The organism is Pseudarthrobacter sp. RHLT1-30-1 (genome assembly GCF_059383415.1).
Genome location: NZ_JBWZCG010000014.1, coordinates 87,707 through 107,197, shown reverse-complemented (window position 1 = coordinate 107,197; position 19,491 = coordinate 87,707). Strand labels below are relative to the sequence as shown.

At 67.1% G+C, this 19,491-nt stretch carries 20 protein-coding genes; 11 read left to right on the top strand and 9 right to left on the bottom strand.

Annotated features, from left to right (window positions below; genetic code table 11):
- Positions 1-120: 120 nt before the first annotated feature.
- Positions 121-1,452: an alpha-hydroxy acid oxidase gene (locus tag AC50YM_RS12040; RefSeq protein WP_494957182.1), complete on the bottom strand. Its 1,332-nt coding sequence runs from the start codon at positions 1,450-1,452 to the stop codon at positions 121-123.
- Between the two features lie 117 nt (positions 1,453-1,569).
- Here AC50YM_RS12040 and AC50YM_RS12035 point away from each other — a divergent pair, with 117 nt between their 5' ends.
- The 4 genes from AC50YM_RS12035 to AC50YM_RS12020 all read left to right on the top strand — a co-directional run bounded on the left by AC50YM_RS12035 (position 1,570) and on the right by AC50YM_RS12020 (position 4,545).
- Positions 1,570-2,259 (top strand): FadR/GntR family transcriptional regulator, encoded by a 690-nt coding sequence (locus AC50YM_RS12035; protein WP_494957181.1) that lies wholly within the window; start codon positions 1,570-1,572, stop codon positions 2,257-2,259.
- Between the two features lie 258 nt (positions 2,260-2,517).
- The gene (locus tag AC50YM_RS12030) at positions 2,518-3,630 is read left to right on the top strand and encodes a 3-deoxy-7-phosphoheptulonate synthase (protein WP_494957180.1); all 1,113 of its coding nucleotides are present in this window, start codon (positions 2,518-2,520) and stop codon (positions 3,628-3,630) included.
- Positions 3,631-4,032: 402 nt separating this feature from the next.
- Positions 4,033-4,245: a helix-turn-helix domain-containing protein gene (locus AC50YM_RS12025; protein ID WP_494893744.1), complete on the top strand. Its 213-nt coding sequence runs from the start codon at positions 4,033-4,035 to the stop codon at positions 4,243-4,245.
- A gap of 201 nt (positions 4,246-4,446) precedes the next feature.
- Positions 4,447-4,545, top strand: a complete 99-nt coding sequence (locus AC50YM_RS12020) for a 30S ribosomal protein bS22 (RefSeq protein WP_003792170.1) — start codon at positions 4,447-4,449, stop codon at positions 4,543-4,545.
- Between the two features lie 399 nt (positions 4,546-4,944).
- Here the strand turns inward: AC50YM_RS12020 and AC50YM_RS12015 are convergent, their stop codons facing one another.
- Positions 4,945-5,763 carry an HAD family hydrolase gene (locus tag AC50YM_RS12015; protein WP_494957179.1) on the bottom strand — a complete coding sequence of 273 codons (819 nt, stop codon included), beginning with the start codon at positions 5,761-5,763 and terminating at the stop codon, positions 4,945-4,947.
- 108 nt (positions 5,764-5,871) lie between these two features.
- Here AC50YM_RS12015 and AC50YM_RS12010 point away from each other — a divergent pair, with 108 nt between their 5' ends.
- Positions 5,872-6,132, top strand: a complete 261-nt coding sequence (locus AC50YM_RS12010; RefSeq protein ID WP_494957178.1) for a glutaredoxin family protein — start codon at positions 5,872-5,874, stop codon at positions 6,130-6,132.
- Between the two features lie 81 nt (positions 6,133-6,213).
- On the top strand, positions 6,214-6,909 hold the full coding sequence (locus AC50YM_RS12005) for a redox-sensing transcriptional repressor Rex (protein WP_494957177.1): 696 nt from the start codon (positions 6,214-6,216) through the stop codon (positions 6,907-6,909).
- A 111-nt stretch (positions 6,910-7,020) separates the two neighbouring features.
- Here the strand turns inward: AC50YM_RS12005 and AC50YM_RS12000 are convergent, their stop codons facing one another.
- From AC50YM_RS12000 to AC50YM_RS11990, 3 genes are all read right to left on the bottom strand, one after another.
- Positions 7,021-7,806 carry a hypothetical protein gene (locus AC50YM_RS12000; RefSeq protein ID WP_494957176.1) on the bottom strand — a complete coding sequence of 262 codons (786 nt, stop codon included), beginning with the start codon at positions 7,804-7,806 and terminating at the stop codon, positions 7,021-7,023.
- Positions 7,807-8,070: 264 nt separating this feature from the next.
- Entirely contained in the window at positions 8,071-8,895 is an 825-nt protein-coding gene (locus AC50YM_RS11995) for a hypothetical protein (RefSeq protein ID WP_494957175.1), read from the bottom strand.
- Between the two features lie 264 nt (positions 8,896-9,159).
- Positions 9,160-9,708, bottom strand: coding sequence for a YceI family protein (locus AC50YM_RS11990; RefSeq protein WP_494957174.1), 549 nt, complete (start codon positions 9,706-9,708; stop codon positions 9,160-9,162).
- Positions 9,709-9,918: 210 nt separating this feature from the next.
- On the opposite strand from AC50YM_RS11990, the gene AC50YM_RS11985 reads away from it, so the two are divergent.
- The 5 genes from AC50YM_RS11985 to ccsB are packed head-to-tail and all read left to right on the top strand — an operon-like array spanning position 9,919 to position 15,083.
- Complete coding sequence (locus AC50YM_RS11985; protein ID WP_494957173.1) at positions 9,919-10,584, top strand: histidine phosphatase family protein; 666 nt, start codon at positions 9,919-9,921, stop codon at positions 10,582-10,584.
- Positions 10,585-10,586: 2 nt separating this feature from the next.
- Positions 10,587-11,243: a TlpA family protein disulfide reductase gene (locus AC50YM_RS11980; protein WP_494957172.1), complete on the top strand. Its 657-nt coding sequence runs from the start codon at positions 10,587-10,589 to the stop codon at positions 11,241-11,243.
- 17 nt (positions 11,244-11,260) lie between these two features.
- The gene (locus AC50YM_RS11975; RefSeq protein WP_494957171.1) at positions 11,261-12,016 is read left to right on the top strand and encodes a cytochrome c biogenesis CcdA family protein; all 756 of its coding nucleotides are present in this window, start codon (positions 11,261-11,263) and stop codon (positions 12,014-12,016) included.
- On the top strand, positions 12,016-13,962 hold the full coding sequence (gene resB / locus AC50YM_RS11970) for a cytochrome c biogenesis protein ResB (RefSeq protein ID WP_494957170.1): 1,947 nt from the start codon (positions 12,016-12,018) through the stop codon (positions 13,960-13,962). The genes AC50YM_RS11975 and resB overlap by 1 nt, the downstream gene beginning before the upstream one ends.
- Positions 13,962-15,083, top strand: a complete 1,122-nt coding sequence (gene ccsB / locus AC50YM_RS11965) for a c-type cytochrome biogenesis protein CcsB (protein ID WP_494957169.1) — start codon at positions 13,962-13,964, stop codon at positions 15,081-15,083. The genes resB and ccsB overlap by 1 nt, the downstream gene beginning before the upstream one ends.
- 474 nt (positions 15,084-15,557) lie before the next feature.
- Here the strand turns inward: ccsB and AC50YM_RS11960 are convergent, their stop codons facing one another.
- The 4 genes from AC50YM_RS11960 to AC50YM_RS11945 form a co-directional block, all read right to left on the bottom strand.
- The gene (locus AC50YM_RS11960) at positions 15,558-16,973 is read right to left on the bottom strand and encodes an MFS transporter (RefSeq protein WP_494957168.1); all 1,416 of its coding nucleotides are present in this window, start codon (positions 16,971-16,973) and stop codon (positions 15,558-15,560) included.
- The gene (locus AC50YM_RS11955; protein ID WP_494957167.1) at positions 16,966-17,406 is read right to left on the bottom strand and encodes a MarR family winged helix-turn-helix transcriptional regulator; all 441 of its coding nucleotides are present in this window, start codon (positions 17,404-17,406) and stop codon (positions 16,966-16,968) included. The genes AC50YM_RS11960 and AC50YM_RS11955 overlap by 8 nt, the downstream gene beginning before the upstream one ends.
- Positions 17,407-17,474: 68 nt before the next feature.
- Entirely contained in the window at positions 17,475-18,473 is a 999-nt protein-coding gene (locus AC50YM_RS11950) for a hypothetical protein (RefSeq protein ID WP_494957166.1), read from the bottom strand.
- Between the two features lie 422 nt (positions 18,474-18,895).
- Entirely contained in the window at positions 18,896-19,321 is a 426-nt protein-coding gene (locus tag AC50YM_RS11945; protein ID WP_494957165.1) for a PLD nuclease N-terminal domain-containing protein, read from the bottom strand.
- Positions 19,322-19,491 lie beyond the last annotated feature (170 nt).

The window sequence follows — 19,491 nt, the reverse complement described above, 5'->3', positions numbered from 1 at the left end:
AGGTGGGGCTCCAGCAGGGGGTTCGGGCTGAGGAGGCAGGACAAGAAAAAACGAAGGGGATGGTGTTTTTCCAAAAAAACCCTCCCCCCGCTGTTCTGTCCGCCGGGAACTTCCGGGAGGCTACTTCCCGAGCAGCCGCACGTGGTCCGGCGTCAGCTCCGAGATCCGGCTGACGCCCAGCAGGGCCATGGTGCGGAGCATGTCCTTTTCGAGGATCTCGAGGGCCCGGTCCACGCCGGCCCGTCCGCCGGCCATCAGCCCGTAGAGGTAGGCGCGGCCGATCAGGGTGAAGTCGGCGCCCAGGGCCAGGGCCGCGATGATGTCCGCGCCGCTCATGATGCCGGTGTCCAGGATGATTGCCGCGTCGCTGTTGTCCGCCTTGAGCGCCGCCGAGACGTCCGGGAGCAGATGGAACGGGATCGGGGCGCGGTCCAGCTGGCGGCCGCCATGGTTGGAGAGCACCACGCCGTCGGCCCCGTGGTCCACGACCCTGCGGGCGTCCTCGACGGTCTGGATGCCTTTGACCACGAGCTTGCCCTTCCAGGTTGCGCGCAGCCAGTCGAGGTCCTCGAAGGTCAGGGTGGGGTCGAACATTGAGTTGATCAGGTCAGCGACCGTGCCGGTGTAGCGGGAGAGCGACGCGAAGGTCAGCGGCTCGTGGGTGAGGAAGTTGAACCACCACGCCGGCCGGTAGGAGGCGTCCAGCACGGTCTTGATCGTCAGGGCCGGCGGGATGGTCATGCCGTTGCGGACGTCGCGGAGCCGGGCCCCGGCGACGGCGGTGTCCACGGTGACCATAAGGGTGTCGTTGCCGGCCCGGGCAGCGCGTTCGATCAGCTCCAGCGAGCGGTCCCGGTCGGTCCACAGGTAGAGCTGGAACCAGTTCCGGCCATCCGGCGCGGCGGCGGCCACGTCCTCGATGGACGCCGTGCCCATTGTGGAGAGGGTGTACGGGATACCGGCGGCCGCGGCTGCCTGGGACCCGGCATATTCGCCCTCGGACTGCATCATCCGGGTGAACCCGGTCGGGGCGATGCCCACCGGAAGCCGGGAGGATTTGCCCAGGATGTCGGTGCTGAGGTCCACGCTGGAGACGTCGCGCAGGATGCCGGGCCGGAACTCAATGTCCAGGAACGCCTGGCGGGCGCGGTGCAGGGTGATCTCGGCTTCGGCGGCGCCGTCGGTGTAGTCGAACGGGGCCTGCGGGGTGCGGCGCTTGGCCATGTCCCGGAGATCCCAGATGGTGCTGGCGCGGCGCAACCGGGCGGCCCGGCTGAACTCGGGCTTCTTGAACTGCATCAGCGGCGCGAGGTCCGAGTACTTGGGGATGCGGCGCTTGAGCGCGGCGGGAATGCTTCCCGGCGCGGCGGCGGCTGCCGGGCGGCTCTCCGTGCCGGTGTCTTCAGCCTGGGTGGGCACCTCGGGGTTGCCGGGCTCGATCGTCTGCGTCATTGCTGCCTCCGGGCAGGTCTCGTGTTCCTGGATGGTGGGTCCCGCCTCAGCGGCACGGGGTGTGGTCCAACCACAGTCTAGGGTCTGTGGTCCAACCACATCAAGTAGGATGGGGCCATGCGTACCCACCAGCTTGTCCTGCAGTGGATTGAGGGCCAGCTGTCCGGCGGCCAGCTCGCACTCGGTGGAAGGCTGCCGGCCGAGCGCTCACTCGCCGAGCAGCTCGGCGTCTCCCGGACTTCTGTCCGCGAGGCCATCCGGGTCCTGGAGGCGATGGGAGTGCTGCGCGCCGGCGTGGGGTCGGGGCCCGACGCGGGAACCGTCGTCATCGCCGACCCGACCGCGGCCCTGGGGTCGGCCCTCCGGCTGCACGTCGCCACTTCGCACCTGCCCGTGAAGGACATCGTGGAGACCCGCGTGCTGCTGGAATCCTGGGCCGCTTCCCGGGCGCGTCCGGAGTCGCCCGCGCTGGCCGAAGCGGCCCGGCTGCTGGACGAAATGGACGGCTGCGCCGGAACCGAGGCGTTCCTGACCCTGGATGTCCGCTTCCATCTGGCCCTGGCGGACGCCGCGGGCAACGCCGTCGTCAGCGCCATGATGGGCTCACTCCGCGAGGCCATCCAGGACTACGCCGGCCGCCTCACCGGGAACCTGTCGGACTGGGACGCCACCGCGGCCCGGCTCCGAGCCGAACATCGCGGCATCCTGGCTGCCATCTCCAACCACGACGGCGGCCGCGCGGCCGTGCTGGTGGCGGAGCACATCGAGGGCTACTACGCGGAGGCGGGGCTGGGTTCCGGAGCCTGATCCACCGACTCCGCCGGACTCGTTGCGTGCCGGAATGTTACGCCGGACTTTGCCGTGAGAACCATCACCGGGCTATGGTCGGAGCATGATAAACCGTTGGTATGCGTATTTTTCGTTGGCTCTGGAGGGGCCCGCGTCTAACTGACACGCATCCAACCTTCCTTCAGAGCCAACAGGGCAGAGATCACTCTCTGCCCTTCGCCATTTCCCGGCGGGTTCTGATCAGGGCCCGCTCCGCATCCGGAACAGGACCCGCACATGAGCATCGCAGCAGCCCCCGAATCCCAGCAGTCCACCTCTAACCTGCGCGTCAGCGAGTTCACTCCGCTGCCGACACCGCGGGACATGCTCGCGGAGCTGCCCCTGGACACCCGCCTCGCCGAGGTCGTCGCCCGGGGCCGGGACGAGGTCCGCGCCGTCATGGACGGGGTCGATGACCGGCTGCTCGTCATCGTGGGCCCCTGCTCCATCCATGACCCCAAGGCCGGCCTCGAATACGCCCGCCGGCTCGTCAGCCAGGCCGAGCAGCACAAGGAGGACCTGCTGATCGTGATGCGGGCCTACTTCGAGAAGCCCCGCACCACGGTGGGCTGGAAGGGCCTGATCAACGACCCGCGGCTCGACGGCAGCCACGACATCGCGGCCGGGCTGGGCGCCGCACGACGCTTCCTGCAGCAGGTCACCGCGCTCGGGCTGCCCGCCGGCACCGAGTTCCTGGAACCCATCAGCCCGCAGTACATGGCGGACCTCGTCTCCTGGGGTGCCATCGGTGCCCGCACCACCGAAAGCCAGATCCACCGCCAGCTGGCGTCCGGGCTGTCCATGCCGATCGGGTTCAAGAACGGGACCGACGGCGATTTGCAGGTCGCGCTCGACGCCTGCAGCGCCGCCGGGGCAGCCCAGGCGTTCCTGGGTATCGACGGCGAGGGCCGGGCGGCGCTGGTCTCGACGGCCGGAAACCCGGACACGCACATCATCCTCCGGGGCGGCCGCAAGGGACCCAACTACTCCGCGCCCGACATCGAAGCCACCACCGCCAAGCTGGCCGCGAAGCAGCTCAACCCGCGGCTGATTGTTGACGCCAGCCACGCCAACAGCGGCAAGAGCCACCACCGGCAGGCCGAGGTCGCCCTCGAAATCGGTGCACAGCTGGAAAGCGGGGGTGCATCGGCCGGCGCCATCGCCGGGGTCATGCTGGAGAGCTTCCTCGTGGGCGGCGCGCAGAACCTGGACGTCGCCGAGCACGCCGCCGGGACGGACGAGCTCGTCTACGGCCAGAGCGTGACAGACGCCTGCATGGACTGGGACGTCACGGCATCGGTGCTGGCACAGCTGGCTGCCTCGGCCCGCATCCGCCGGACCCGAGGTTAGCGAAGACGCGCTTCGCGGGGAGGGAAGACCGGCCGCGCGGGGAAGGCAGACGGGCCGCACGGAGACTGTGGCTCGGCAGCGGAGAGGGAAGACGGTCCGCGCAGGGAGGGAAGACGGGCCGCGCGGAGCCGGTGGCCCGTCCGCACGGGGATGGAAGATGGGGCGCGCGGGGACGGTGGCCCGGCAGCGAAGAGTCACGCGTAGACAGTAGCCCGGCGGCGGAGAGGTGGGCGGAGTCTCATCATTTCCGCTCCGTGACCCTTGGAATCGCGGTCTGCCCTTTCACAGGGGCACCATCAGCCCCTACAGTATCTAGTACATGGTTGTTTGATGGCTCAGCATCGGCACACCGCCATGTCGTTCTGATGGGGCTGCCGTTCGCTTGAGTAAAGGAATAGGGAAATGTCTTCGGAGGCTAACTTCTCCAACGCACGCTTTTTGACCGTGGCCGAAGTCGCGGACGTCATGCGGGTGTCCAAAATGACCGTGTACCGCCTCGTTCATTCCGGCGAGATGCCGGCGGTCCGCTTCGGGCGCTCCTACCGGGTGCCGGAAACCGCCGTCGATCAGTACCTCAAGGGTGCGGTCGTCGACGGCAACACGGAAACAGGCTGAGCATCCAGCGTCTTCCAAGGCCGGAATAAGGACCCGCGGGCCCCGTAGGGCCCCTGAGGTCGTGGGGCGCCCCCGTTAGGCGGTACCCTGTTAAGGAACGTTTTACGTCATTGTAAGAACCTGTCAGTTGTACAGTCTGCTGCTTAGCCCGCGGACACTTTCCAACTGGTAGGTACTGCATCTAGCCGGTAAGGAACTTTCGTGGGTTCAGTTATTAAGAAGCGTCGCAAGCGTATGGCCAAGAAGAAGCACCGCAAGCTGCTTCGCAAGACGCGTCACCAGCGTCGCAATAAGAAGTAGAGATACTTCGAATCATGTGAATGCCCGTTGCCTTCCGGCAGCGGGCATTTTCTTTGCGTTTCCACGACCGGCCGATGACGCCATTCCTGGCGACGGTGCCGGACGCGAATGGGGACGGTCGGGTGGTGCGTTTCCGGAGGTGTGGTGCGTTTCCGGACGGACGACGCTTTCGGGCGGTGCTTTCGGACGGGCGACGCGCTTTCCGACAGGCGCTACGCGGATCCGCGTGGCGCTCGTCCGGAAGCGCAGCGGAAAGCCGAAAGTGCGGCGGAAGGTGGCGGGCCAGGGGTGGGGGTCGGGTGCATCCGCGCAGCGCTCGTCCGGACGCGCAGCGGATAGCCGGAAGCGCAGCGGAAAGCCCAAGGCGCAGCGGAAAGCCGTACGCGCCGGCGGTGAGGCTCAGATTTTGGGGCCGCGGAACCGGGAAGTGCCGCGCCACAGGCCGTAGATGGCCCCGCCGACAGTGGCGGCCTTGAGCCCCAGGGTGGCCGCGCGCCGTCCGGAGCGGAAGTCGTAGACCGGCCAGTTGTGTTCGCGGGCGTGGCGGCGGAGCCGGGCGTCGGGGTTGATGGCAACCGGGTGCCCCACCATGCTCAGCAGCGGGATGTCGTTGTGCGAGTCGCTGTACGCCCAGCACCGGGTCAGGTCCAGCCCCTCGGCCTCGGCCACCGCCCGTACGGCCACGGCTTTGGCGGGGCCGTGCAGGATCTCGCCGACCAGCCGGCCGGTGTAGGAGCCGTCCAGGATTTCGCCCACGGTGCCGAGGGCGCCGGTGAGGCCCAGCCTGGTCGAGATCACCGTGGCCACCTCGATGGGGGTCGCCGTCACGAGCCAGACCTTGCGGCCCACCCGGAGATGCTGTTCGGCCAGGGCTTTGGCCCCCGGCCAGATCCGGGATTCGATCATTTCGTCATAGACTTCTTCGCCGAGGGCCGCGACGTCCTCAACGGTGAAACCGGCGCCGAGTTTCAGGGCTGTGTCGCGGACGGCGTGGACATCATCGATGTTCTCGCCGCGCAGCACGAACATCAGCTGCTTCCAGGCGAATCCGGCTGCCTGGGGAATGGTGAACGCCCCGCGCTGGTACATCTTTCGGGCCACGTGGAACAGGCTGGCGCCCCGCATGAGCGTGTTGTCGACGTCGAAGAACGCGGCTTCACCGTGCTGCGGTGCCGCAACAGGCTGTGTGACCACAGCGACGAACTTCTCTTCGGACATGCCACGAGTCTAGTCAAAGCTGCAGCCCGTTCCTTGCGCGCGGGCCGCGGCGGCGCGGATGTGTCTGCCGCGTCGACGAGGAATGGGCGGCCGGGCTACCGTGGAGCCATGCCAAGCCCCGACGTCGTCCTCATCACCAAAGCCGATTGCCATCTCTGCTCGGCGGCGCGCGACGCCGTCGACCGCGTCACGCGGAGTCTTGGGATCGGCTGGCGGGAGCAGCCGGTGGACGACGACGTCGAACTGCGGGAACGCTTTGCGGAGGAAATTCCGGTCCTGCTGGTGGACGGTGTCCAGCGGGACTTCTGGAAAATTGACGAGGTCCGGCTGGAGCGGACGCTGCGGCGTGCACTGGGCGGGCAGGCCTGAAGCGCCGGTTACGCCTGCTTTGTTCGCTGAACCGCCGGGGCTCTAGAGTGGAAGTCACAACGCGACCTAATGGAGCAGATAGTGACTTCGCTGGATTCATCCCCGGGCGCGATGCCCGTGGGAGCAGGGGCTGCCGCCAAGCAGATTCCGCCTGCGGCCGTGGCCCGGCTGACCATTTATCTGCGCGCCCTCACGACCCTGCTCGCCGAGGGCGTTGACCGGGTCTCCTCCGAATCCCTGGCCGAGGCCTCCGGTGTGAGCTCCTCCACCCTGCGCAAGGATCTTTCCTACGTGGGCTCGTACGGGACGCGCGGCGTCGGCTACGAGGTGCAGTACCTCAATCAACATATTGCCGCGGCGCTGGGCCTGATGCGCGACTGGAAGGTCGCCATCGTCGGCGCCGGCAACCTGGGCAAAGCGCTGGCCCGCTATGGCGGGTTCGAATCGCGGGGCTTCGAAATTGTCGCGATTTTCGACGCCGACCAGATGGTGGTGGGCAGCGAGGTGGGCTGGCTGCGCGTCAGCGATGCCGCCGACCTCGATCCGGTGCTGCGGCGGACCGGCGCCAACATGGTGGTGCTGGCCCTGCCGGCCGCCGTGGCGCAGGATGTCTGCGACCGGGTGATTTCCGCCGGGGTGCGGAGCATTCTCAGCTTTGCGCCGGTCATGCTGCAGGTGCCGCCGGGGGTCAACCTGCGCAAGGTGGACATGGCCACCGAACTCCAGATCCTCGCCTACCACGCACAAAGGGCGCAGGATCCGGAAGATGCTGACTAGCGTTCAGTCAGCCCGTCCGGCTCCCGCGCCCTCTGCGCTGGTGAATGGCTGCTTAGTAAAATATGTTTGGCGTGCTCTGGTGCGGCCTGGTGTGGCGCGCAGGGTTAGGGCTTAGTACGGCTTGCCGGGCTGCCCGTAGGGGTTGGCGAACGGCTGCCGCTTGGTGAAGAACGGCGATGTTGCCGGCAGGTACAGCATCACGATGCCTGCGATGCCGAGGAGAACTGCCAGCGTGCCGAGGCTCAACGGCCAGAGACTAAGGATCGACAGGGCGGCGAAGACAGTGCCGAGGATCCGTGCCCAGTTCTTGCCCTTGCGGACGTTCAGGGCCACCAGAGCGTAGAGCCCGGCGCCGATCACGGCGAAGACCACGATGCTGCCGACCAGGAAACCCTTGATGTCTTCGAACCTGACTTCAGCGCCGCTCGCGGCCATCTGCTGTTCGAACTGGTCGCGCATGACGGGGGAGTCAATCATGCCGATCGCCAGCAGGAGGGACAGCACCCAGACCGCGCCGGCAGCGACGATGAGCCAGAAGGCCGTGTTGACGAGCTTCGGCGTGCCCGCCGCGCCAGTCATGGCCTGCGGCTGCTCCGAGGGGAACTGGCCGTAGGGCGACTGGCCGTAGGCGGGCTGGCCGTACTGCGGCTGGTTGTACTGGGGCGGGTTCTGGCCGTACTGCGGGGTGTTCTGGCCGTACTGCGGCGCCTGCGGGGCGTTCTGGCCGTACTGCGGCGCCTGCGGGGCGTTCTGGCCATACTGCGGCGCCTGCTGGCCGTACTGCGGTGAGGACGGGGGTTGGCCGTACTGGGGTGCGTTTTGGCCGTAGCGGGGTGCCGGCTGTTCGCCCGGCTCGGGTGCGTCAGGGTTCGACGGCGGGACTGGCGGGATGCTCATGGCTTTTCCTTTGCATGGCGGTCTGATTTCGGATACCGGAAACAGCTTCCTGCCCTGCCCCCAGCATGGTTTAGGTACACCGTACCGCGCGTCGTCGTTGGAGCGGATCATTCCGGAGAGGTATTCTCGCTGCGTGCCCGGTGTCCCTGACCGGGTTGCCTGGGCTGGAGTGTCTGGGGTGCCTGGCTTGGCGTCCTTGCCCGTGTTTGGGTGGCTCCCGTGCCCGACGCCGGGATGGCGGCTTGGGCGTCTGCCAGTGCCGGATCAGCTGCGGCCCCTAAGCGAGGCGAACCATGCCTGCGAGTTGGGCATCCACATCAGCACGACCGCCGCCAGGCTCACAATGAAGCTCGGCCAGCTGCCGCCGCCGCGCCCTTCAGCGGCGCTGGCGTTGAGAATGGCCAGCAGGAGGGATATCCCGGCAACGATTGTGAGGGCGAAGCGTGCCCACTCGCGCCCTTCCTTCATCTTCATGCTCAGAATGACCTGTGCCGCGGCGAGCGCGAGTGCGACCAGCACCAGCAAAAGCACGACAAACCCCAGGCCCGGAACGACCGCCAGGAGCACGAAGGAGCCGAAGAGGCCAACGACGCCGCCGAGCAGGCCCAACAGTCCGCCGATCAGCCAGATCCAGTAGGAGACTTTCAGCTCTGTCGGCATCCCGGTGACCGTAAACATTCCGGAGAATCCGCCGCGGGGCATGGCATCGTAGAGGTTCGCGGGCCGGTCCGTTGGCATCTCGAATCGGAACCCGCCCAGCGGCTTCCCCGGGACCTGGCTGCCCGTCGCCTGGTAGCCCTGTGGTGGCTGGTGGCCGGGCGGTGGCTGGTAACCCTGTGGTGGCTGGTAGCCGGGCGGCGTCTGGTTGTACTGCTGCTGAGGCGCCTGGTAACCCTGCGGCTGGCCGTGACCCGGCTGCTGCGGCCCGCCGTGGTAGCCCGTCGGCCCCTGGTACCCCGGGACCTGGTTCCCCTGGGTCGCAGGCGGCGTGACCTGGGGCGGCTCGGAACCTGCGGGCGGCACGTTGTCCGCCGTCGGGGGCTGGGCACCCGGCTGCTGCGGACGAGGGACCTCATTAGGGTTGCTCATGGCTCTCACTGTAGACCGCGGTTGTGCCGGTAACTAGGGAATCTGAGCGTGTTGCGACGCATGTCGGAACACCGCGAGATCCGGGCCATTTCGGCAGCGCGGAGGCGGCGTCGACGACCGGGGGCAGGCCCGCTGCGCGGCACGCCCCGGCGCACCCCGTTAAACGCAACACCCCGCTCCATCACAGGGATGAAGCGGGGTGCCGGCGGCTGGAAGCCGCGGGCCGGCACGGTTCTGGGGACCGGCCGGCCAAGTGTGTGGGAACTAGGCTGACGGAGCGATGAAGGCCAGTTCCAGGTTGACGGCAACCTTGTCGCTGACGAGCACGCCACCGGCGTCGAGGATTGCGTTCCAAGTCAGGCCGAAGTCCTTGCGGCTGATCGTGGTCTCGGCGGACAGGCCGGCGCGGGTCATGCCGAACGGGTCGACGGCAACGCCGTTGAATTCGGTCTCGAGGAACACCTCACGGGAAACGCCCTTGATGGTGAGCTCGCCCTGCAGTTCATAAGCGTCACCCTTGGGGACGATGCTGGACGAGACGAAGGAGATTTCCGGGAACTTCTCGACGTCGAAGAAGTCTTCGCCGCGGACGTGGCCGTCGCGGTTGGCGTCGCCGGAGTCGAAGCTGGCGGTCTTGATCGTGGCATTGACCTTGGAGTCCGCGACGTTCTCGGCGAGGTCCAGAGTGGCTTCGGCGTCCTTGAACTGGCCGCGGACCTTGCTGATGCCCGCGTGGCGGACGGTGAAGCCAATTTCGCTGTGCGAGTTGTCGAGGGTCCAGAGGCCGGTGGTGACGTTGGCGGGAAGAGCCATGGTGTTTCTCCTTGAGTCGGGTGGGTCGTGCAGTGCTCTCATCGTCGGCCGAGACTCCATTTATTGAAGTCTCAACTAACTGCTTCACCCAGTATAAACATGCATTTGCATCTTTTATTCCAACTCCGGGGAACATTTCTCCAAACTCTTGAGTTCTACGTCCTGTAGAAGATTTCGTCATTGCCCCTGCCCTTTGAGAAACTGGTACACATGCCCCAAGCCACTGTTCATTTGCTCCGCCACGGCGAGGTCCACAATCCCGACGGCGTCCTGTACGGCCGGCTGCCCGAGTTCCACCTCTCCGAGCTCGGTCAGGAAATGGCGCGGACGCTGGCGGAGCACTTCAGTGAGCGCACCAGGCAGGGTGCGAAGATCGTCCACCTCGTGGCCTCCCCGCTGACCCGCGCACAGGAAACGGCCCAGCCCATCGCCGAGGCCCTCAACCTTGCCATCACCACCGAGGCCCGGATCATCGAGGCCGAAAACTACTTCGAGGGACTCCACGTCGACAAGGCGGAGATCCTCAAGCCGAAGCACTGGCCCATGCTGCGCAACCCGTTCCGGCCGTCCTGGGGCGAGCCCTACAAGGAACAGGCCGCCCGGGTGATCGCCGCGGTGCAGGATGCCCGGCTGCGGGCCATCGAGCTCGGCGGCGACGGGGCCGAAGCGATCCTCGTCAGCCACCAGCTCCCAATCTGGGCCACCCGGCTCAGCGCCGAGGGCAAGCCCCTGTGGCATGATCCGCGCAAACGCGAGTGCACGCTCACCTCGATCACCTCCCTGGTGTTCGACGACGGCGGGAACCTCCTGCGGGTCGACTACACCGAGCCTGCCGCCGCCCTACTTCCCGGTGCGTCCAGCACCCCCGGAGCCTGAGCATGCGCCCAAACCCAGCAAACCCCGCAAGCCCAGCGGGCACTGTAAGCCCCGGCAGCGCGGCACCCCTGAGCCGCCGCAGCGTGCTGACCGCGGGCGGCGCCGCCCTCGCCGTCGTACTGGGTCTCTCCGGCTGCGCCCAGGAGGACGCGCTGGCCCAGCAGGCCAGAGCCGGCGACAACAAGAACTACGTGGCCGGCGACGGCTCGGTGACTGAATTCGCCGCCGCGGACCGCAAGAGCCCCGTAACCATCAAGGGCACGCTCTTCGACGGCACCGCGGTGACCGCCGAAGCCTTCCAGGGCCAGGTGACCGTGCTGAACTTCTGGTTCGCGGCCTGCGCGCCGTGCCGGGTCGAAGCGCCCTCATTGGAGGCCCTGCACCAGGAGTTCAAGAGCCAGGGCGTACAGTTCTTCGGCGTCAACCTCCGCGATGAGAAGGCCACAGCGGAAGCGTTCGACAAGACCTTCAACCTGACGTACCCGAGCTTCAACGACAAGGACGGCGCCGTGCTGCTGGCCGTTTCCGGCCTGGTTCCCCCGGGAGCCGTGCCCACCACGCTCGTGCTGGACAAGCAGGGCCGCGTGGCGTCCCGTGTCCTCGGTGAAATTCAAAAGGGCACCCTCAAGTCCCTCATCGCCGCCGCCGTGGCCGAGTAGCGGACAGGCCAGCGACCGTGAACAGCCCCTTTGCCGAAGCCATCCTGAACGGTTCGCTGCTGCTTGCCATCCCGGTGGCACTGCTCGCCGGCTTCGTCTCCTTCCTCTCGCCCTGCGTGCTGCCGCTGGTGCCGGGCTACCTGGGCTACGTCACGGGACTGACCGGCGTCGACCTCCAGAAGCAGAAGCGCGGCCGCATGCTGGCGGGCATCGGCCTGTTCGTACTCGGCTTCTCGGTCATTTTTGTGCTGCTGGGCGGGGCGTTCGGCCAGCTGGGGACGCTGATCACCGGCTCGCAGAACGCCTGGATCACCCAGTTGCTGGGCGTCCTGGTGATCATCATGGGCGTGGTGTTCATGGGCGGGTTCGGCTGGCTTCAGCGCGACGCCAAGATCCAGTCCAAGCCGCCGGCCGGGCTGTGGGGTGCACCGCTGCTGGGCATCACGTTCGGCCTCGGCTGGGCGCCCTGCATCGGCCCGACGTATTCCGCGGTCCAGTTGCTGAGCCTTTCCGGGGGATCCTCGGCGGCGAAGGGTGCGTTCCTGGCGTTTGTCTATAGCCTTGGGCTGGGCATCCCGTTCCTGCTGATCGCCCTGGCCGTGCGCCGCGGCATCGGCGTGATGTCCTTCTTCCGCAAGCACCGCCTCGCCATCCAGCGCATCGGCGGCGCGATCCTGGTGGGACTCGGCCTGCTGATGGCCAGCGGAGTCTGGGGGACCTGGGTGTCCGAATTGCAGTACTGGTTCCAAACCGATGTGAAATTGCCGATCTGATGAGCGAGCGAGTGAACGAGAAGAAGAAGTCCCCGACGTCCGCGAGCGAGTCCGGCGCAAAGCCGGACGGTAAGCCCGGCCGAAAAGCCGGCCGCAAAGCCGGCCGCAAGTCCGACGGAGCCAGCTCCGTCGCGGCCGCGAAGGGTGAGGCTGTCCTCCCGACGCTGGGCCCGATGGGCATGCTCCGCTGGGCCTGGACCCAGCTGACCAGCATGCGCACTGCGCTGTTCCTGCTGCTGATGCTGGCCGTGGCCGCCGTTCCCGGTTCGCTCTTCCCGCAGCGGCCCGCGAACCCCTCGATCGTCACGCAGTACATCAAGGACAACCCGAATTACGGCAAGATCCTCGACTCGCTCCAGCTCTACGATGTGTACTCCTCGGCGTGGTTCTCCGCCATCTACATCCTGCTGTTCATCTCGCTGATCGGCTGCGTGGTCCCGCGCGCCATCGCGCACTACAAGGCCATGCGCTCGCAGCCGCCGCGGACCCCCGCACGGCTGTCCCGGCTGCCCGAATACGGCACGCTCGTGATCCCCGCCGACGCCGGGATCCCGGCGTCGCGCGCCATCACCGACGCCGCCGGATTGCTGAAAAAACGCGGCTACCGCGTCGACGTCCGCGACCGCGACGGCGCCCGCCCCTCGATCGGTGCCGAACGCGGCTTCCTGCGCGAAGTCGGCAACCTCGTCTTCCACACCTCGCTGATCGGCGTGCTCGTGTCCGTCGCCGTCGGAGGGCTGTTCGGCTACAGCGGGCAGCGGATCCTCGTGGAGGGCGACACCTTCGTCAACACCCTTGTGGGCTACGACCAGTTCACCCCCGGCACCAACTTCCAGAGCGGCCAGCTGCAGCCGTACTCGGTCCAGCTGGACAAGTTCCAGATCACCTTCGACCGCGAGTCCCGGGGCAAGAACGGCCAGCCCATCGACTTCAAAGCCGACGTGACCACGAAGGAGACCCCGGACGCCCCCGCCAAAACCGAGGTGCTGAAGGTCAACGACCCGCTCACCCTCGGCGGGACCAGCATGTACCTCACGGGCAACGGCTACGCCCCGGTCGTGACCGTCCGCGACGGCGCCGGCAACATCGCCATGCAGGGCCCGGTTGTCGCCAAGCTCCAGGGCGACAACTACTACTCCTCAGCGGTGATCAAGGTCCCGGACGCCAAGCCCGAGCAGCTCGCCTTCGCCGGATTCTTCCTGCCCACAGCGTTCATCACCGATGAGGGCGTGTCCTTCAGCGGCGATCCCGAGCTGTTCAACCCGCAGCTGACCCTGAACTCGTACTACGGCGACCTGGGGCTCGACGACGGCGCCCCGCAGAACGTCTTCGAACTCGACGTGAAGAAGCTGACCCCGTTGAACGCCCGCAACCTCGACGCCGGCGGCATCGTCCTGACGCCGGGGACCACCCACACCCTGCCCGACGGCAAGGGCTCCATCAGCTTCGACGGCGTAAAGCGCTACATCGGCGTCGACATCCACCACAATCCGGGCCAGCTGTACGCCCTGATCTTCGCGCTTCTGGCGGTGGCCGGCCTGGTCACCTCGCTGTACGTGAACCGCCGCCGCGTCTGGGTCCGGACCGGAACCCACGCGGACGGCCGCACCATGGTCGAGTACGGGCTCCTGGCACGCGGCGAAGACCACCGGCTGGCCGGCGAAGCCGCGGCGGTCCGCAAACTCCTCGCGGGGGCCTGGGATCTCGACGACGGCTCCCAGTCGGCTCCCAGCGGGGGAGTGGATAATGACCGGGCGGATACCAAGCTGCCCGGCGCCGGTGCAAATGCCGGGGCCGGTGCCGGTGCAGATGCCGGGGCTGGTAGCGGGGCTGCTAGCGACACCGGTGCTGGTAGCAGCAGCGCTGAACAGGCCTCCCCGGACCACCCCGCAGCAGACTTCATCCAGTCCACAGCAGGCTCCTCCGAGTCAAAGAAGGATCAGTAATGCTCCCCATCAACGAAACTATGGGCCAGTACAGCGAGTTGTTCATGCTCCTCGCGGCCGGCACCTACACGGTGGCGTTCATCGCCTTCGCGTGGGACCTGGCCAAGAGCAGCAAGACGCTGCGCGCGGTGGACCTCAAGGCCGCCGGGCTCTCGGGAGCCGAGGCCGCCCGCGTCCCGGTGGCCGCCGGCGTCGGGGCCTCCTCGCTGGGTGTTTCCGGGGATGTTGACCGGGCCGACGCGGATGTGGCCGGGCCTATTGGCCGGGCCGAGCGCCCGACGTCGTCCGCGGCACGTGCCGGTACCGGGAACGCTGCCGGCATCGGCCAGACCGCCGATGGGGCAATGCGCTACTCGGCCGAGCGCCGCGCTCCCGCGAGGGTGGGCGTGGCCCTGACGGTGCTGGGTGTCGCCATCCACGCGGCCGGCGTCATCACGCGGGCCATCGGCGCTGGCCGGGTGCCGTGGGGCAACATGTATGAGTTCCTGACCACCGGCGCGTTCGTCGCCGTGGCCGTCTTCCTCCTGGTCCTGATCCGGCGCGACCTGCGCTTCCTGGGCACCTTCGTGGTCGGTCTCGCGATCATCATGCTCGTGGCTGCGTCCGTGGCTTACTGGACGCCGGTGGGCCACCTCGTTCCCGCGCTGCAGAGCTACTGGCTGATCATCCACGTCTCGATCGCCGTCCTGTCCTCCGCGCTGTTCACCCTGACCTTCGCGATGTCGGCCCTGCAGCTGGTCCAGTCGCACCGGCAGAAGGCCATCGCTGCCGGCGGTGCCGACAAGCTGGGCTTCATGCGACTGGTGCCGACCGCGTTGAGCCTCGAAAACCTCTCCTACCGGATCAACGCCATCGCGTTCGTCGGGTGGACCTTCACGCTGATGTTCGGCGCCATCTGGGCCGAGAAGGCGTGGGGCCGCTTCTGGGGCTGGGACACCAAGGAAGTCTGGACCTTCGTGATCTGGGTGGTCTACGCCGGCTACCTGCACGCCCGCGCCACCCGCGGCTGGACCGGAACCCGCGCGGCCTGGCTCTCCATCGTGGGCTACCTGTGCGTGGTCTTCAACTTCACGATTGTGAACCAGTTCTTCAACGGCCTGCACTCCTACTCGGGGCTGTAGCCCGCCCCGCTCCGGCACCGTCCCGGCACCGCCGCACTCCCGGCACCGCTCCGGATTCCCGCAGTCGCGCAGTCCGTTGATTCGTCCCAGATGGCCGCTAAGCCTCCCGCTTGGCGGCCATTTGCGTCGGATGGGGCGAGGGGTGGGGTGTGTGTTGTCTGGGTTGGGGCTTCCGCTTCATCGATTAGCCAAAGATGGCCGCTATGGAGGCCCGTTGGGCGGCCATTTGCGTCGGATGGGCGAGTGGTGGGGTGCGTGTTGTCTGGGTTGGGGGCTACGGCTTCATCGATTCGCCAAAGATGGCCGCTATGGAGGCCCGCTTGGCGGCCATTTGCGTCGGATGGGCGAGGGGTGGGGTGCGTGTTGTCTGGGTTGGGGCTTCCGCTCCATCGATTCGCCAAAGATGGCCGCTATGCAGGCCCGCTGGGCGGCCATTTGCGTCGGATGGGTGCGGAGGAAGTGGACGGATGTGTCCTAACCGCGCGTCATGCCGCCCGTCGGCTGCCTTCGGGCACTCGATACCAGGGCATGGATGAGCAGGGCAATGAACACCGCCGTGCAGAGGACTGCGCTGATCGCGAGCGTCGCCGTGATTCCGCTACCACTCGGGTGCAGGTCCGGCGCGATGTTCGCCGCGAGCACCGCGCCCGAGACGGCCGTGCCGAAAGAGCTGCCCACGGTGCGCAGGACCTGATTGAAGCTCACGGAACTGCCCAACTCTTCGGTGGCCACGCTGCGGGCGATCAGTGCCGGCATGGCCGCGTAGCTGGTTCCAATGCCGAAGCCGAACACCAGCATCCCGATCAGGATCTCCCAGAGTTCCGAGTGGGCAAACCAGAGCAACATCCCGGCCGCCGTCATCAGGCCGGCACCAATCGGCAGCAGCGTTGCCAGACGGATTCGGCGAGACAGCCGGCGAACCAGGCGGTTGGCGCTGAAGCTTCCCACTGACAGCGGGAACATTACAAAGCCGGCCCAGAACACGGGCAGCGCGATGCCGTAGCCGGTGGAGTCAGGGGCCTGGCCGATCAGGCTGGAAATTGAGAGTCCGATGTACATCGCGGCGCCCAGCCCGACGGCCGTGCTGTTGGCCAGCAACACTTCCCCGTTCCGGAGGACCCGCAGATTGATCAGTGGATGTTGTGTCCGCAGTTCCGTCCTCACCCAGGACGTCAGGACCACTGCCGCGACAACAAAGGCCCCGACGGCCCGCAGTGAGCCCCACCCCCAGTTCGGTCCCTCACTGATGGCCAGGAGCAGGGTGCCGAGGCCGAGGCCGAGCAAGGCCGCGCCGCGGTAATCGAACGGCGCCCGCGCAGCCTGGTCGTCGGGTCCTGGCGGCACCACGCGGAAGACCACCAGGATGGCCGTGACCACGAAGAAGGCGGCGAACCAGAACGCGAACCGGAAGTCGAAGAGTCCTGCGAGGATGCCGGTCAGTGGGTAGCCGATCCCGATCCCCGTTGAAACAGTAACTGAAAGGCTCGAGATGGAGAACCGTACTTTGTCGGCGTGGACGTAGCGGCGCGCGAGAGCGATCGTCACCGGGACGATCCCGTAAGTCAGGCCCTGCAGCGCCCGCCCGATCAGGAACACCGTGAAGTTTGGTGCCGCCGCGGCGATGACCGACCCGGCGAGGATGATCGACAGGGACCACAGCAGCAGGCGCTTCTTGTGCGGTCCGTCGCTGAGGCGGCCCATGATGGGAGTGGCGATGGCGCCGACCAGCAGGTTCAGGGTCAGCATCCACTGCGCCGTGCTGACCGACACCTCCATCTCCCGCGAGATCGTGGGGACTAGCAACATGCCCAGTGAGCTCACAATTGCCGTGGAGAGCGCCGCATAGATCAGGGCCGGTACCAGTCCGGAGCGAGCCGCCGGTTCAGTCAACGGATGCCTCGGAGCCAAGCTTGCGGAGCACGGGGATGACCGCCTCAAGTGTTTGCCGCTCTTCCGGCGTTAGCCGCTCCGTCATGGACCGGGTGATCCAGCCCTGCCCGGCGGAGGACTCCTGGGCAAGCTTTTGCCTCCCCGCGTCGGTGAGCTCGATCCAGATCCGGCGTCGGTCGTCTGCGTCTGGCACCCTGGCGACGAACTGGAACCGTTCGAGCTCTCGCGCGGCAAGCGAAATGGCCTGCGGACTGACCCGAACGACGGCGGCCAGCTCCGAAGTCGTCGCGCGCCCATGGTCCGCCAGATGCCGGAGCACGCCCAGTTTGCCTGCGGAGAGGGTCCGCTCGGCAGCCAGCCGCTGCAGCAACGGATGCAGCGCCTCGAAGAAGGAACGCGTCACCAGTTGGTCAATCGTTGGGTCGTGGGTCATCCGCCAATTATACAAGCTACTTGATCAAGTTACTTGCGCATATTGGGTTCGCGCGGCCTGAGCGGGTGCTACTTCACCTCCTCTTTGCCTTCGGATCCCTCGGTGCCGGTCGTACCGTGCTGTGGGCGTCCCCGCTGCCGGCGCCGTCGTGCAGGGGTCCAGCCGCCGGCAGTCAGCGCAGCGCGGACGCGCGTCACTGCAGTCGGCTCCCTTCCCGGGGTGATGGGAGTCAGATCCTTCTGGGTCAAGACGACGACGCGCCACCCGGCGTCCCTGGCAGTCTCGTCTCGGAAGATGTCGCTGCGACGCTGGGCAGGATCGGCATGATGGGCGCCGTCGTACTGGATGGCAACCCGCTCCTGCTCATAGGTCAGGTCCGGGTCCTGGATCCACCCGCCCGTCTCGTCGAAGATCGGGACATTGATTCCTGGTTCGGGCAGACCGTTGCGGGTCAGGAGCAACCGAAGTTCCGTCTCTTTGGGGGAGTCCGTGTTGGGGCGCATCAGTTCCCGCGCAGACATGGCGCGCCGGTATCCCGGTCTGCCTCGTTTTCCTGCAAGGAATGAATCCAGAGCATTGATCGTGGTCAGCGGGTTCCTCCGCCGCAGCAGGAAGTCCCCGGCAAACACCAAGTCATCGAGGCCCAGAACGCCGGCGAGATCGAACCAGGTCCGCAGCGGGGACGTGCAGCTCACCCGGACGCCGGTCACGATTTCGCCCGGCTCAAGTGCTTGTTCGTGGCCGACAACATTCTTATGCCGCACCGCCCGCTTGCCCGGAGGACTCGTCAGATGGATGACAGTCAGGTTTCCTAAGATCCCTGGCAGGGGGAATCCCCACAGCACGGCCGCGGAAAGATGGCTCACAACCGCGCCAGTGACAGTTGTCAGGGAATGCACGCGGTCCAGCAAGGTGTCGGCGGTGGTGGCCGGAGCGCGCACCCCGAAGCAGGGACTGACGAGATCGCGAACGCGGGTCCGGCGTCGGCTCAACCCGGCGGCGCGTGCCTGAGCCACGGTGAAGGGCTGGCTTCGGAGATGCGGGGGAAGCTCGCTGGGATGGTGCATATGAGCATTCTGCGCCCGTCAGGGTAAGGGGCTCGGAGGTTATCCACAGATCGGCCAGGCGGTGGAGGAGAAGTGGGCCGTGCCGGTGGCCTGCCAAGGCTGGGTTCAGTGCCCGATTCGACGAAGATGGCCGCTATGAGGCGAGGATAGAGGCCATTTGTGGCGAAGGAGCGCAGTCAGCCGGATATGTTCGGCCCGACACGGGGCCAAACGCTGGCGCTTGGATGTGGAGGGGCCGAGTGGGACCCGGGACGAGTGGGAACAGCACAACGGGAACGTGTGGGACCCGGGACGTGTGGGACCAGCACTACGGGAACGTGTGGGACCCGGGACGCGTGGGACCAGCACTACGGGAACGTGGCGCCTGGTGCCCAGGACAGGCTACGGCTCAGGACGCTCAAGGAACGCCAGAGGCGGGAGCGCTACTTGACCTCGTCGGTGCCCTGCGTGTCGCCGCTGCCGCGGGCTTCACCGGACCCGGAGTCGTGGGCTTCCGACGTGCCGTCGCCGTCGGCTTTGCGTTCCTTGGCGTCGAGTTCGTCCTTGAGCTTCCTGAGCCGGTCGGCTTCGGCCTGTTGGCGGCGCCGGAGTTCGAGGTTGCGCAGGAAGTCGGGGTCGTCGTCGGGCGCGAGGGTGTGGGTGTAAGTGGCCCGCGTCGGGGCGGCAGTGCCACGCGGCCGGCCGATGAGGAACCAGAGGATGGCCCCGATCACGGGGAGGACGATCTGCACCACAATCCAGGCCGGTTTGGAGATGCCCTTGGTCTGGCGCGGGTCGGTGCGGATCACGTCGACAAGTCCGTAGACAAATACGACGAGAACGGCGACGGTGACCACTACACGGAGCATGTAATCAGTCTAGCGTCAGGGGGACTCTCCGGGGTCTCCCGTTGAACCGGTCCAGGGCTGCCGATCGGAAGGGCGGTAGGGACACGCTCCGAGTGGCCACCGTTCGCGGGGGAACGAACACGCCCCAATAGTCCTGCTCCGGCCCCGGGGGTCCGGGTGCCGGAGGGGCG